A 14972-nucleotide genomic window follows, 5' to 3' on the forward strand; every position below is an offset into this window, starting at 1 on the left:
TATATTTTGGAATTGGAGGAATACATATGAAGACGATTAAAGGACCGGCCATTTTTCTCGCACAGTTTGCGGGCGATGCTGCGCCGTTCAATACGCTGGATGGCATGTGCGGTTGGGCCGCTGGACATGGCTATAAGGGTATTCAGATTCCTGCCTGGGACGGGCGTCTCATTGATCTGAAGAAAGCTTCCGACTCCAAGGACTATTGCGATGAGATCGCCGGGACAGCAGCGTCCCACGGCCTGACGATCACGGAGCTTGCAACCCATCTCCAAGGTCAGCTCGTTGCCGTTCATCCTGTTTATGACGAACTCATGGATGGCTTTGCTGCGCCTGAAGTACATGGCAACCCAGCGGCGCGGCAGGAATGGGCTGTTGATCAGCTGAAGCGGGCGGCGCGAGCGTCCAAGCATCTGGGCCTTAAGACCGTTCCCACCTTTTCCGGTGCGCTGGCATGGCCTTTTCTCTATCCATTCCCACAGCGTCCGGCGGGTCTGGTCGAAGCGGCGTTTGATGAACTGGCAAAACGCTGGACACCTATTCTCGACTATTTCGATGAGCAAGGCGTCGATGCTGCCTATGAAATTCACCCCGGCGAAGATCTGCATGACGGCATAACCTACGAGATGTTTCTGGAGCGGGTAAACAACCATTCGCGCGCCAATCTTCTTTATGATCCTTCGCATTTCGTGCTGCAGCAGCTCGACTATCTTGATTATATCGACATCTACCATGAGCGTATCAAAGCCTTCCATGTGAAGGACGCCGAGTTCAACCCGACAGGGCGGCAGGGTGTCTATGGCGGCTTCCAATCTTGGGTGAACCGTGCCGGGCGTTTCCGCTCGCTTGGCGATGGACAGGTGGATTTCGGCGCAATCTTTTCAAAGCTGACTTCCTATGATTTCGATGGCTGGGCAGTTCTGGAATGGGAATGCGCGTTGAAACACCCCGAAGATGGGGCGCGCGAAGGTGCCCAATTCATCGACGCTCATCTGATCCGCGTGACCGAGCGGGCATTTGACGATTTTGCCGGGTCCGGCACCGACGACGCGGCCAATCGCCGTATTCTTGGCTTGAAGTAAGAGGGTAAAGCAATGGCCATTGGAGCATCAAAAGAAAAGCCTGCGAGCAAGCGCATCCGTATCGGCATGGTCGGTGGCGGGCAGGGCGCTTTCATCGGCGCGGTTCACCGCATCGCGCTGCGTATGGATGACCAGTTTGAGCTGGTTGCAGGCGCACTCTCATCCGATGCGGCGCGCGCCAAGGCGTCAGCCCGCGAGCTCGGCATCGCCGATGATCGCGCCTATACATCCTTCGAGGAAATGGCAAAAGCGGAGGCCAAGCGTCCTGACGGCATCGAGGCCGTTTCCATCGTCACGCCAAACCACATGCACGCACCGGCAGCAAAGGCTTTTCTCAAAGCTGGCATTCACGTCATTTGCGACAAGCCGCTGACCACGACTGTCAAGGAAGCAAAGGAGCTTGTCTCTCTGGTAGACAAGACCGGCAAGCTTTTCGTGGTTACCCATAATTACACTGGCTACCCCATGATGCGGCAGGCGCGTGCCATGGTGGAAAAGGGTTTGCTTGGAACCATTCGCGTGGTGCAGGCTGAATATCCCCAGGATTGGATGACCGAGAAGACAGAAAGCTCCGGTTCGAAACAGGCCGAATGGCGCGTTGATCCCAAGCGTTCGGGTGCCGGCGGCGCCATCGGCGATATTGGCACCCATGCCTATAATCTTGCTTGCTTCGTGTCCGGTTTGAAGCTCAAGCAACTTTGCGCCGAGCTGACCAGTTTTGGCGAAGGCCGCGTTCTTGATGATGATGTGCAAATTCTCATGCGCTTCGAAGGTGGCGCCAAGGGTATGATCTGGGCAAGCCAGGTCGCTCCGGGCAATGAGAATGGCCTGAAGCTGCGTATATATGGTACCAAGGGTGGGCTGGAATGGACGCAGGCCGATCCGAATTATCTCTGGTACACGCCCTTCGGCAAGCCCAAGCAATTGCTGACCCGCGGCGGCGCGGGTGCATCGCCGGAAGCGGCGCGCGTAACGCGCGTTCCCGGCGGGCATCCAGAAGGCTACCTTGAGGGCTTTGCCAATATTTATACCGAGGCAGCGCAGGCAATTCTTGCGGCTCGCAGCGGCAAAAAACTGCCGAAGGATGTCATTTATCCAACCGTTCAAGATGGCTTGGCCGGCATGGAATTCATTGAAGCTGCGGTCAAGTCTTCGAAGGCTGGCGGCGTTTGGACGAAGGTGTGATGGAGACAAATAAACCCTTGAACGCCTCGAACGTACCGGTGCTGGAAGCACGCGGCATTGCCAAGGCGTTTGGTCCCGTGGAAGTTTTGACCGATATCAGCCTGTCGATCATGCCGGGCGAGGTCCATGCGATCATCGGCGAAAACGGCGCGGGCAAGTCCACGCTGATGAAACTCCTCAGCGGGCACCTCAAGCCGACACGCGGTTCCGTTGCCATTGATAATGAGCCCGTGAGCTTTGCCGGTCCCGTCGATGCGGAACATCGCGGTCTGGTCCTGGTGCATCAGGAAATTCTGCTTGCACCTGACCTGACCGTTGCCCAGAACATTTTCATGGGGCGTGAGCTAAAGCGCGGCCTTATGGTCAACGACCGTGAGATGAACAGGCAGTCAGCGGAGGCTGTTCGAAGCCTCGGAGCCGATATCGATCCGACCACGCAGATTGCCCGCCTTTCCATTGCGCGGCGTCAATTGGTCCAGATCGCCCGCGCGTTGCAGGTGCCGCACCGGGTTGTCATTTTCGATGAGCCGACAGCCTCGCTCACCCCCATCGAAACCGAAGCGCTGCTCAAAGTCATCCGCGACCTGCGCGACAAGGGCGTGGCCATTCTCTATATCTCGCATCGCCTGCCTGAAGTGGCTGCGATTGCAGATCGCATCACAGTCTTGCGCGATGGTAAGCTCATTACAACCCGCAACGCCTCTGAATTGCAGCCAGTCGACATGGCGCGATTAATGGTCGGCCGAGATATGTCAAAACTTTATCCTGAGCGCGAGGATACGGCCGCGCACCAGACGGTGCTTGAAGTCAAGAATTTCGACGTGCCGGGCTATGCCCGTGACGCATCCTTTACCCTGCGGAAAGGTGAGATCCTCGGCTTTGCCGGTCTGATCGGCGCTGGCCGTACAGAGCTGCTTGAGGGCATCGTCGGATTGCGCCATGGCAGTGGCACGATTGAATTTAATGGCAAGCCCATCACATTCCACACCGTGCGTGACAGCATGGCGGCAGGCATTGTTTACTTGAGCGAAGATCGCAAGGGCAAAGGACTTCTTCTGGCGCAGGACCTGCGTACAAACCTCACGCTGGCCACGCTCGAAAAATTTACGAAAGGGCCGCTGATCGAACGCAAGCGGGAGGATAAAAGTCTCGATAAAGCGATCAGCGATTTCGATATTCGCGCCCGTCGCCGTGATCTTCTGGCCGGGCAGCTTTCGGGCGGCAATCAGCAGAAGCTCCTATTGGCAAAGATGATGCTGCTGGAACCGAGCATCGTCATTATCGACGAGCCGACGCGCGGCATCGATATCGGCACAAAGGAACAGATTTATCAGTTCATTGCAAACCTCGCCAAGGCAGGGAAATCCGTCATCGTTATCTCGTCCGAGATGCAGGAACTGATAGGCATTTGCCACCGCATCCTCGTCATGCGCTCATCGCGCATCGTCGGCGAGGTGACAGGCGATGCAATGACAGAAGAAGAAATCGTCGTCCACGCCACAGGCGTCAAGATCAACGAAGCAGAGCTTTACAGTGCGGGGAACGCATGAGCGACACATCAACAAATACCGATACACGCGGTGCCTTTCGCAAACTGGCTGATCTGGACAAGACAGCCGTTGCTCCCTTCCTTGCGCTCGCGGCGCTGTTCGTCCTTGGTGCGCTCATCAATCCGAACTTCCTGTCGATAGACAATCTTCTCAACGTTCTGACCAGATCGTCTTTCATTGCAATCATTGCCGTTGGCGCAACCTTCGTCATCTCGGCTGGCGGTCTTGATCTGTCTGTCGGGTCCATGGCTGCGCTGGTTGCGGGCATCATGCTGCTGTTCTTGAATTCAGCGGCGATTGATGGCGACATGGCGATGCTTTGCGTTGGCGTTGTCGTCGCTATTGGTGTCGGCGCCTTGGCGGGTCTGCTCAACGGCGCAATCATCACGATCGGCAAGATCGAACCCTTTATCGTCACGCTCGGAACCATGGCAATCTTCCGGTCTGTCACGGTCTGGCTGGCAGATGGCGGGTCCATCGCCATGAAATCAACCTCGATGCGTGCTCTGTTCAGGCCTGTTTACACCGGCACATTCATCGGGCTGCCCATTCCCGTCTGGATCATCGCAATTGTCGGTATTCTGGCAGCTTTCATTTTGTACAAAACATCTTTCGGAAGGCATGTGATCGCCGTCGGTTCTAACGAGGATGTAGCAAAATATTCCGGCATCCACGTCAACCGTGTGCGCGCCATGACCTATGTGCTGCAAGGTATTTGCGTCGCCATCGCCGTCGTCGTTTATATTCCGCGCCTTGGGGCCGCAACGACAACAACCGGCATGTTGTGGGAGTTGCAGGCAATCACGGCTGTGGTCATTGGCGGCACTGCGCTGCGCGGCGGCGTCGGGCGTATCTGGGGCACGATCTGCGGTGCTTTCATGCTGGAGATCGTCGGCAACATCATGGTGCTGTCCAACATTGTCAGCGAATATCTGATCGGAGCCGTTCAGGGCACGATCATCATCATTGCAATGCTCGTCCAACGGACGCTGCAAAAGAAGAAATGATGACAACGAATAGGGGCGGGAGGCTGCCTCTTCAGACGGGACGGGGGAAAAGGGGCCACCCACCGAGCCGAAATCAAGGCCCGAACGAAAAATTGGGAGAGAACAAATGCGTAAACTCATGATGGGTCTGGTGGGGGCGGCACTCGCCTCGACAATGACCTTCGCCTACGCGCAAGACAAACAGGTCAATATTGCCGTGTCGATTCCGGCGGCTGACCATGGTTGGACCGGCGGCGTTGTCTATCACGCTGAACGTGCCGCCAAATTGCTTGAAAAAGCCCATCCGGGTCTGAAGATCACTGTGAAGACTTCGCCTGACGGCGCTTCGCAGGCCAATGCCCTGGAAGATCTGACCACACAGGGCATGGACGCTCTGGTGACCTTGCCACACAATTCGGATGAATTGACCGACCCGCTTCGCCAGGTCAAGGAAAAGGGCATCTTCGTCACGGTTGTTGACCGCGCGCTTTCCGATCCGACAGTTCAGGACCTCTACGTTGCCGGCAACAATCCGGAGCTTGGCCGCGTAGCGGGAACCTATCTGAAAGACACATTGAAGACCGGTGATGTCGTGGTTATCCGCGGCCTTCCTATCGTTATCGATGAAGAGCGCCAGAAGGGCTTCGACGAAGCCATTGCAGGTAGCGGCATCAAGGTACTCGACAAGCAGTTTGGTAATTGGTCGCGCGATGACGCGTTCAAGGTCATGCAGGACTATCTGACCAAATTCCCGAAGATCGATGCGGTCTGGTGCCAGGATGACGATATGGCCGTTGGCGTTCTTGAAGCCATCAGCCAGGCAAAGCGTACCGATATCAAAATGGTTATCGGTGGTGCGGGCATGAAGGACATGATCAAGCGTGTTGCTGATGGCGATACAATGACGCCGATCAACGTGCTTTATCCACCTTCAATGATCGCAACTGCAATGGAACTGACCGTTGCCAATTTCTACGATCAGGTTCCAGTTCGGGGCAGCTATATTCTTGATGCAACACTCGTCACCAAGGATAATGCCGCTGAATTCTATTTCCCTGATTCACCGTTCTGATCAGACACATGAATGAAGCTGGAAAAGGCCCTGCGAGGGGCCTTTTTTGCAACAGCGTTTTGCAATAGCTACTAGCCGCCAGCCTATCTTTACGATCAACTGGGACATTGCACTGATGCTGTGCGTGGTTCGACGGGGCTCACCATGCGGAAAGTGAAGATTTGGCAGGGAGCTGGTTTGAGACGTTTCGAGCAAGACGTTTCAGGTAGATGTGCAACCCACTACTTTCCTCATGGTGAGCCCCGTCGAACCAAGCACTAGATCAATGGCCTCTTCCGCCCTCCTGAGCTTGTCGAAGGGCGAACCACGCACAGCATCAGTGCAATATCAACTTCCAAATTGAATACCGGATTTTGTGGTAGGATTCAGCTGCCGGATGCAGGCTTTCGGGTCTATCCCGGCCCCCGCGCATTCCGTTGAATCATTCACCAGAACACGCGTTATTTTCGTGCAATCAAGCTCACCAAGATCAAAGCGGCGCACTTTGGTTTTTCCCTGCGGCAGTTCTTTGAAATCCAGCACGGTGATACGATCGACCACCTGAGCCTGATTGAATAGCGCGACCTCAAAACCCACCTTGTCCAAGGCCACGCCAAGACTATTGGTAACGACAAAGGTTAGCCGGCAGCCCTTTTCCGAAGGCTGCAGTGCATTCAGCTCCAAGGTCAGCGCCGGTGGGGCACTTTCCTGCGCTGGCGCAATGTCTGCTGCGGCGAGAACCAGCAATCCCGTTGCGGCAAGCAGGCCGAGGGAATGCCGCGTCAGAAACCTGATAAAATGGCCCTGTGTATTGTGCACCATGACGTCCATTTCCTGATCACAGTTTTGTCAATTCTGAAACATGACTCATTGACTCTTATTTGATTTGAGTAATAAAGATGAAACTTGTAGTCAAGTTTAAATAGAGGGGTCTTGGACCAACCATCACCCTTTGAGAAAGGCACGAAAAGGCCATTGCCATGTCGCGACGCCAAATCATCGATCTGCAGGTTCGCCTTCCTAACATGACGCCCATGCGAGCAGACTATAGCCGCCCCGTACAATCAGATATCCGCGTGTTTGGCAGTGATCTTCTATTCGACGGATCAAGCGAAGTCGGCATTGAACATGCCGGCTCGCTCTATCGTTTGAAAATCACCCGCCAAGGCAAACTCATCCTGAATAAATGACCCAGCAATCGATCACCAACGTTACGAATGGTAATAAAATGACACCCGAAGCGATCCGCCAGGCAAGAATAGACAATCCCAAAATGCGTGAGCGCGATCTGGCGCAGCAGTTGACTATATCCGAAGCTGATTTCGTCGCCGCCTATTGCGGTATCAGTGCAACCCGTATCACACCACAGATTGAAACATTCCTGACCGAGATCGAAGCTCTCGGCGAAGTCATGGCGCTTACCCGCAATGAAAGCGCCGTTCATGAAAAGATCGGCGTCTATGACAAGCCCATCGTCGGCAAACATGCCTCGATGATGCTCGGCGAACAGATCGACTTGCGCCTGTTTCCCAAATCCTGGGCGCATGGTTTTGCCGTTGAGAAGGACGATGGCGATGTGGTTCGCCGCAGCCTGCAATTCTTCGATGCCGCAGGCGAAGCCATTCACAAGATTCATCTGCGCCCCGCTTCCAATCTGGAAGCCTACACAGCTCTGGTGGCAAAGCTGAAACTGGAAGATCAGTCCCAGACGATCGAGACCACCGAATTGCCGAAGCTCGAGCAGAAAAAGCGGGAGCTTGAAGAGCTCGATACTGCCGGCCTGCGGGATCGCTGGACCCAGATGAAGGATGTGCACGAGTTTTTCGGCATCCTGAATTCACTGGAAATGACCCGTCATCAGGCGGTACAGGTGATTGGTCAGGACTATGCCTGGCAGCTGGATAATGATGCGCTGACGGCAATGGTTCACCATGCGGCACAGGAAGCATTGCCGAACATGTGCTTTGTTGGCAATCGCGGCTGCATTCAGATTCATTCCGGCCCGGTCCAGAACGTCAAACCAATGGGTCCATGGATCAACGTCATGGACGAAACCTTCCATCTGCATCTGCGTACCGATCATATTGCCGAGCTTTGGGCCGTACGCAAACCGACCAAAGATGGTCACGTAACCTCTCTTGAGGCCTATGGTGCGGAAGGCGAGATGATTATCCAGTTCTTTGGAAAACGTCATGAAGGTTCTCATGAACGTCCCGACTGGCGCAATCTCGTGGAGAGTCTGCCTCGCCTGATGCGTGTGGCCGCATAAAATGACCAAGTCTGTCAAATTAGCTGCTCTTGCCGGGATTTTCGGGGTTCTGGCTCTTTCCAGCCATGCATTTGCCAAGGAAGTCTCGGGGTCGCTACCCGATACCAGCCGGGTCGTATCCATTGGCGGCTCGATCACCGAGATCATCTTCGCACTCGGAGAACAGGGCCGTCTCGTCGGGCGCGATACGACCAGCGTCTATCCAAAGGAAGCATTTGCGCTGCCTGATGTCGGATATATGCGGGCTTTGTCGGCTGAAGGTGTTCTTTCGATCAATCCGACTGCGATTATTGCCGTGGAAGGCAGCGGCCCGGAGCAAGCTGTCGATCTTCTGAAAAAGGCCAGTGTTCCTTTCGTTTTCGTTCCTGAAAATTACACGGCCACAAGCGTTTCGGAGAAAATCCGGATCGTCGGCAAAGCGCTCAGCGTTGAAGACAAGGCCAAAAAGCTTGCGGACGATGTTGAAGCCGATCTTGCTGCCGCTCAGGCTGAAACGAAAGATATCAAAACCCGCAAGCGCGTTTTGTTCGTTCTCAGCATTCAGGGCGGAAAGATTCTGGCTGCTGGCGACCATTCAGCTGCAAACGGCATCATTAAACTCGCAGGCGCAGACAATGCTGTCGAAGGTTTTACCGGATACAAGGCTTTAAGCGATGAAAGCATCCTGCTGGCAAAACCCGATGTGATCCTGGTAATGGATCGCGGCGACAATCACGCGACAGTCGACAAGGAGTTGCTTGCCAATAAGGCGATTGCTTCAACACCAGCAGGTGAGAACAAAGCAATCATACGTATGGGCGGGCAATATCTGCTAGGCTTTGGGCCACGGACAGCGAGTGCAGTTCGTGACTTGTCCAAGCGACTTTACGGCGACGCAGTAAGCCAATGAGCGAGGCCATTCTCATGAAACCTGCTTCCCTGCGCTCAGAACAGGGTAGCAGGAAAGGCCGGGCGGATGGCGACCGGTCTTTTCTGGCCAGGTTCGTAATCGCGTTGCTCGGCTTGGCGTTTGCCGTGACTTTCCTGTTCAGTCTCACGGCCGGAGCCTCTGATGCATCGGTGGTTTCCGTTGTCGGATCATGGTTTCAGACAGGCAATAGCGGCACAGACGCTTTGTCGGCGCGCGACAGCATCATCATCTATGATATTCGTCTGCCCCGTGTCATTCTGGGCTCGCTGATCGGCGCTTCGCTTGCCGTCTCCGGTGCCGTCATGCAGGGGCTTTTCCGCAATCCGCTGGCCGATCCCGGCATTGTCGGCGTCTCGTCCGGGGCTGGCCTTGGAGCGCTTAGCGTGATCGTGCTCGGCAATACGGTCTTGGCACCAGTCATGGCGCTTCTGGGCCTATATTCGCTGCCGCTCGCCGCTTTCGTCAGCGCCTTGGCATTCACCTTCATACTTTACACCGTTGCCACGCGGCGCGGCCAAACCTCCATCGCCACCATGCTTCTCGCAGGCATTGCCCTTGGCGCCATGGCGACAGCCTATATGGGCGTGCTTACCTATATTGCGGACGATCGCCAGCTTCGCGATCTGACCTTCTGGCTATTGGGATCACTGGCCGGAGCAAGCTGGATGAAAATCGCCGCAACAACTCCGTTCATCGTGGTTGCATTGCTCGTATCGCCCTTTTTGGCGCGCGGCCTTAATGGTCTTGCCTTGGGCGAGGCGACAGCCAACCATCTCGGCATTCCGGTGCAGCGCTTCAAGATCATAGCGATCATCGCCGTTGCGGCAGCGACAGGCGCTTCCGTGGCCGTGAGCGGTGTTATCGGGTTTGTCGGCGTGGTTGTCCCCCATTTGCTGCGGCTCGTCATCGGACCCGATCACCGCTATCTTCTGCCCGCATCGGCGCTGTTTGGAGCCAGCCTTTTACTTTTGGCCGATGCTGTCAGCCGGACAGTCGTTGCGCCCGCAGAACTGCCGATAGGTATTGTCACGGCGGCTGTCGGCGCTCCGGTCTTCCTTTGGATATTGCTTCGCAAACGCGGCATTCTGGATTTATAACAATGATTCACGTCTCGGACTTAGGTGTTCATCTGGGCAAGACCCAAATCGTGCACAATGCAAGCTTTGACGCTTTGGCCGGAGAGATCACTGTCATTGTTGGGCCCAATGGTTCGGGCAAAACCACGCTTATGCGCGCGCTCTCGGGTGATTTGCTCTATAGCGGGACAGCCACCATCAACGGGCATTCCCTGAAACATTTAAAGCTCTGGCAGATGGCGGCAATGCGCGCCGTCCTGCCGCAATCCACCACGCTGGCATTTCCATTTACGGTCCGTGAAATTATCAAGCTTGGACTGACGAGCGGCCGCTCACTTGGCACCGTAAAGAATGTTGAACACCTGCCTGACGAAGCTCTTGAAATGGTTGACCTTGCCGGATTCGGCGGTCGTTTCTACCAGGAGCTTTCCGGCGGCGAGCAGCAACGTGTTCAACTTGCCCGCGTATTATGCCAGGTTTGGCAGCCGGTACTGGATAATCAACCGCGCTTTCTCTTTCTCGATGAGCCCGTCTCAAGCCTCGATATCAAGCATCAGCTGATCATCATGGAAATCGCACAATCCTTTGCCAAACGCGGCGGCGGTGTGATCGCGATTCTTCACGATCTCAATCTGACCTCCATGTATGCGGATCGCGTCATTGTCATGCATAAGGGTCATGTGGATAAGGTAGGAGCGCCGCAGGATGTCCTGACTGATGAGCGCATTTTACGCGTCTATGAATGCGCCCTTAAAGTGGGTGTCCTGCCAGCGGGACAAATGCCATTTGTTCTGCCGCAATCCGCCGCCATCTGACAGTTAACCGACATTGCAATGAAGCTATGCGTGCTTCGCCCTTCGAGAGGGTCAGGAGGGCGGAAGAGGGCATTGATGTAATGCGTGGTTCGCCCTTCGACTAGCTCAGGAGGGCGAGCCATCAGAGCACGGGAAACACGAAAAGAACGCCCTGTTCAACTACGACATTTTATGCCGCTTGCAGAATTGATTTGTTGACATAAACATATCTTTATGTGAACCTTAAACCTCATCCCAATGTTGGTTTTGAGGCGTTCGAGTTATGAATAATGCGGTTGATAATCTCTTCGGTCCCATGGGCGCACCACGGGACGGCAGGGAAGTTTTTGCAGCGCTGACAAAGGCTGCCAAAGAACGCATATTGATTCTCGACGGCGCCATGGGCACGCAGATTCAAGGTCTCAGCCTCAATGAGGATGATTTTCGCGGCGACCGGTTTGGCGATTGCTCCTGTCATCTACAGGGCAATAATGACCTTCTGATTCTCACCCAGCCACAGGCGATTGAAGATATCCACTATGCCTATGCGATGGCCGGTGCCGATATTCTGGAAACCAATACTTTTTCGTCGACCACCATTGCCCAGGCTGACTACAGTATGGAAGAGGTCGTCTATGAGCTGAACCGCGACGGGGCGAGGCTTGCGCGCCGCGCCGCCATCAAGGCGGAACAGAAGGATGGACGCAGGCGTTTTGTGGCCGGTGCCCTCGGTCCGACAAACCGCACCGCCTCCATGTCTCCCGACGTGAACAATCCCGGCTATCGCGCTGTCACCTTCGACGATCTGCGCATTGCCTATGCCGATCAGGTTCGCGGCCTGATTGATGGCGGCGCAGACATCATCCTGATCGAGACCATTTTCGATACGCTCAATGCCAAGGCGGCAATTTTTGCCACCAATGAGGTGTTCGAAGAAAAAGGTATCACCCTGCCAGTGATGATTTCCGGCACGATCACCGATCTGTCCGGGCGCACGCTGTCCGGCCAGACCCCCACCGCCTTCTGGAATTCGGTGCGCCATGCGCAGCCCTTCACCATCGGCCTCAATTGTGCTTTGGGCGCCAATGCCATGCGCGCGCATCTGGCGGAAATTTCAAACGTTGCCGACACATTCGTGTGCGCTTATCCCAATGCCGGTCTTCCCAATGAGTTCGGTCAATATGATGAAAGCCCCGAAGCCATGGCGGCGCAGCTTGAAGGCTTCGCCAGCGAGGGCTTGCTGAATATTGTTGGCGGCTGCTGCGGCTCGACACCGGAGCATATCAGGGCCATTGCCGAGGCAGTGAGCAAATATCCGCCGCGCAAAATACCTGAAATTGAAACCCATATGCGCCTGTCGGGTCTTGAACCCTTCACGCTGACCAAGGAGATTCCTTTCGTCAATGTGGGCGAGCGTACCAATATCACCGGCTCGGCAAAGTTCCGCAAACTCATCACTGCTGGCGACTATGCAACAGCCTTGGATGTGGCGCGCGATCAGGTGGCAAATGGCGCTCAGATCATCGACATCAATATGGATGAGGGCCTGATCGACAGCGAAAAGGCGATGATCGAGTTCCTTAATCTGATTGCCGCTGAACCGGACATTGCCCGTGTTCCGGTGATGATCGATTCGTCCAAATGGGATGTTATCGAGGCTGGTCTGAAATGCGTGCAGGGCAAGCCTCTGGTCAACTCCATTTCCATGAAGGAAGGCGAGGAAGCCTTCATCGCCTATGCCAAAAAGGTTCGTGCCTATGGCGCTGCGGTTGTGGTCATGGCCTTCGATACTGAGGGGCAGGCCGATACGCTGGAGCGCAAGGTCGAGATCTGTACCCGCGCCTATGAGCTTTTGACCAAAGAGGCTGGCTTCCCGCCCGAAGATATTGTGTTTGATCCCAATGTCTTTGCTGTCGCAACGGGCATCGAAGAACATAATGGCTATGGCGTCGCCTTTATCGAGGCGACCAAACAGATCACCGAAACCTTGCCGCATGTGCATATTTCCGGCGGCATTTCCAATCTGTCCTTCTCGTTCCGTGGCAATGAGCCGGTGCGCGAGGCCATGCATGCGGTATTCCTCTATCACGCCATTCAGGTCGGCATGGATATGGGCATCGTCAATGCGGGTCAGCTCGCGGTTTACGAATCCATTGATCCGGAACTGCGTGAGGCCTGCGAAGACGTGGTGCTCAACCGACGCGATGATGCAACGGAACGCCTGCTCGACCTGGCAGAACGCTATAAGGGCGCGGCTGGCAAGGAGGCGCGCGAACGCGATCTCGCATGGCGCGAGTGGACTGTCGGCAAACGTATTGAACACGCGCTTGTCAACGGCATTACCGAGTTCATCGACGCGGACACAGAGGAAGCCCGTCTTGAAGCAGAACGCCCGCTGCATGTCATTGAAGGGCCGTTAATGGCCGGAATGAATGTTGTCGGCGATCTTTTCGGCGCCGGCAAAATGTTCCTGCCGCAGGTGGTGAAATCCGCCCGTGTGATGAAACAGGCAGTTGCCTTGCTCTTGCCCTATATGGAGGCGGAAAAGCTTGCCAATGGCGGCACGGGCGAGCGCGAAAGCGCCGGTAAAGTGCTGATGGCGACGGTGAAGGGCGATGTCCATGATATCGGCAAGAATATTGTCGGTGTCGTGCTTGCCTGCAATAATTACGAGATCATTGATCTGGGCGTCATGGTCCCGGCCACGAAAATCCTTCAGACCGCGCGCGAGCAGAATGTTGATATTATCGGCCTGTCCGGCCTGATCACGCCATCGCTGGATGAGATGGTGCATGTCGCCGCCGAAATGGAGCGCGAAGGCTTTGACATTCCATTGCTGATTGGCGGCGCAACCACCAGTCGCGTACATACGGCTGTCAAGATCAATCCCCGCTATCATCAGGGGCAGACGATCTATGTCACCGATGCGAGCCGCGCGGTTGGCGTTGTTTCGAACCTTCTGTCCGCAGATATCAAGCCGGGCTATATTGAAACCATTCGCGCCGAATATGCCAAGGTTGCCGATGCCCATGCGCGCAATGAGGCCGACAAGCAGCGCCTGCCTCTGGCGAAAGCCCGTGCCAATGCCCACAAGGTTGATTGGTCAGCTTACACGCCGCCAAAACCGGCTTTCATTGGCACCCGCATATTCGAGAATTATGATCTGGCCGAAATTGCCCGTTATATTGATTGGACACCCTTCTTCCAGACATGGGAGTTGAAGGGTCGTTATCCGGCAATTCTGGACGATGAAAAACAGGGCGCCGCCGCCCGCCAATTATTCGATGATGCGCAGGCAATGCTCAAGAAAATCATTGCTGAAAAATGGTTCAACCCCAAGGCCGTCATCGGTCTTTGGCCAGCCGGTGCAGTCGGCGATGATATTCGCGTCTTTACCGATGAAAACCGCAATGAAGATCTGGCAACCTTCTATACGCTGCGCCAGCAGCTATCCAAGCGCGATGGCCGTCCAAACGTTGCTTTAAGCGATTTCGTCGCCCCTCTCGATAGCGGCAAACAGGATTATATCGGTGCCTTTGTCGTCACCGCTGGTATTGAGGAAATCGCCATTGCCGAACGCTTTGAGCGCGCCAATGATGATTATTCGTCCATTCTGGTCAAAGCTTTGGCCGACCGTTTTGCCGAAGCTTTTGCCGAATTGATGCATGAGAATGTGCGCAAGGACTATTGGGGCTATGCCCCGGATGAGGCGCTTGCTCCCGATGAGCTGATCGGCGAGCCGTATCGCGGCATCCGTCCGGCGCCCGGTTATCCGGCGCAGCCGGATCACACGGAAAAGGAAACGCTGTTCCGCATTCTTGATGCGGAAGCAAAGATCAATGTCCGGCTCACCGAGAGCTATGCCATGTGGCCGGGTTCTTCCGTTTCCGGCATTTACCTTGCGCATCCCGAATCCTATTATTTCGGTGTCGCCAAGGTGGAGCGCGATCAGGTCGAGGATTATTCGCAGCGCAAATCCATGCCGATTGAAGAGGTCGAGCGTTGGCTTGGGCCAATTCTCAACTATGTTCCTCAGCCCCGCATTTTGGCGGCGGAATAGCTTGGAGTT

12 protein-coding genes are annotated in these 14972 nt (G+C 55.2%); 11 read left to right on the plus strand and 1 reads right to left on the minus strand.

All coding sequences use genetic code 11. The annotated features are described in order from the left end of the window. Nucleotides 1–26: 26 nt before the first annotated feature. The 5 genes from V9K95_RS13060 (at nucleotide 27) to V9K95_RS13080 (ending at nucleotide 5875) form a co-directional block, all read left to right on the plus strand. Nucleotides 27–1082 (plus strand): sugar phosphate isomerase/epimerase family protein, encoded by a 1056-nt coding sequence (locus V9K95_RS13060; RefSeq protein ID WP_336441959.1) that lies wholly within the window; start codon nucleotides 27–29, stop codon nucleotides 1080–1082. A 12-nt stretch (nucleotides 1083–1094) separates the two neighbouring features. Continuing rightward, nucleotides 1095–2267 (plus strand): Gfo/Idh/MocA family protein, encoded by a 1173-nt coding sequence (locus tag V9K95_RS13065; protein WP_115053714.1) that lies wholly within the window; start codon nucleotides 1095–1097, stop codon nucleotides 2265–2267. After that, a complete protein-coding gene (locus tag V9K95_RS13070) occupies nucleotides 2267–3817 on the plus strand; it encodes an ATP-binding cassette domain-containing protein (RefSeq protein ID WP_115053713.1) in 1551 nt (516 codons plus the stop codon). The genes V9K95_RS13065 and V9K95_RS13070 overlap by 1 nt, the downstream gene beginning before the upstream one ends. Then, nucleotides 3814–4824, plus strand: coding sequence for an ABC transporter permease (locus V9K95_RS13075; protein WP_115053712.1), 1011 nt, complete (start codon nucleotides 3814–3816; stop codon nucleotides 4822–4824). Before V9K95_RS13070 ends, V9K95_RS13075 begins: the two co-directional genes overlap by 4 nt. A gap of 106 nt (nucleotides 4825–4930) precedes the next feature. Continuing rightward, a complete protein-coding gene (locus tag V9K95_RS13080) occupies nucleotides 4931–5875 on the plus strand; it encodes a substrate-binding domain-containing protein (protein ID WP_115053711.1) in 945 nt (314 codons plus the stop codon). A gap of 327 nt (nucleotides 5876–6202) precedes the next feature. Here V9K95_RS13080 and V9K95_RS13085 read toward each other — a convergent pair whose 3' ends face one another. Continuing rightward, nucleotides 6203–6676 carry a hypothetical protein gene (locus V9K95_RS13085; RefSeq protein ID WP_336441958.1) on the minus strand — a complete coding sequence of 158 codons (474 nt, stop codon included), beginning with the start codon at nucleotides 6674–6676 and terminating at the stop codon, nucleotides 6203–6205. 212 nt (nucleotides 6677–6888) lie between these two features. On the opposite strand from V9K95_RS13085, the gene hemP reads away from it, so the two are divergent. The 6 genes from hemP (at nucleotide 6889) to metH (ending at nucleotide 14963) form a co-directional block, all read left to right on the plus strand. Continuing rightward, nucleotides 6889–7044 (plus strand): hemin uptake protein HemP, encoded by a 156-nt coding sequence (gene hemP, locus V9K95_RS13090; protein ID WP_307276008.1) that lies wholly within the window; start codon nucleotides 6889–6891, stop codon nucleotides 7042–7044. Nucleotides 7045–7082: 38 nt separating this feature from the next. Next, complete coding sequence (locus V9K95_RS13095) at nucleotides 7083–8123, plus strand: hemin-degrading factor (protein ID WP_336441957.1); 1041 nt, start codon at nucleotides 7083–7085, stop codon at nucleotides 8121–8123. A 1-nt stretch (nucleotide 8124) separates the two neighbouring features. Continuing rightward, the gene (locus tag V9K95_RS13100; RefSeq protein WP_115053709.1) at nucleotides 8125–9012 is read left to right on the plus strand and encodes an ABC transporter substrate-binding protein; all 888 of its coding nucleotides are present in this window, start codon (nucleotides 8125–8127) and stop codon (nucleotides 9010–9012) included. A gap of 14 nt (nucleotides 9013–9026) precedes the next feature. Next, nucleotides 9027–10130: a FecCD family ABC transporter permease gene (locus tag V9K95_RS13105; RefSeq protein ID WP_336441956.1), complete on the plus strand. Its 1104-nt coding sequence runs from the start codon at nucleotides 9027–9029 to the stop codon at nucleotides 10128–10130. 2 nt (nucleotides 10131–10132) lie between these two features. Further along, nucleotides 10133–10924, plus strand: coding sequence for a heme ABC transporter ATP-binding protein (locus V9K95_RS13110; RefSeq protein ID WP_115053708.1), 792 nt, complete (start codon nucleotides 10133–10135; stop codon nucleotides 10922–10924). Between the two features lie 262 nt (nucleotides 10925–11186). After that, the gene (metH, locus tag V9K95_RS13115; protein ID WP_336441955.1) at nucleotides 11187–14963 is read left to right on the plus strand and encodes a methionine synthase; all 3777 of its coding nucleotides are present in this window, start codon (nucleotides 11187–11189) and stop codon (nucleotides 14961–14963) included. Nucleotides 14964–14972: the final 9 nt, after the last annotated feature.

Source organism: Phyllobacterium sp. CCNWLW183 (genome assembly GCF_037203775.1).
Lineage (GTDB): Bacteria > Pseudomonadota > Alphaproteobacteria > Rhizobiales > Rhizobiaceae > Phyllobacterium > Phyllobacterium ifriqiyense.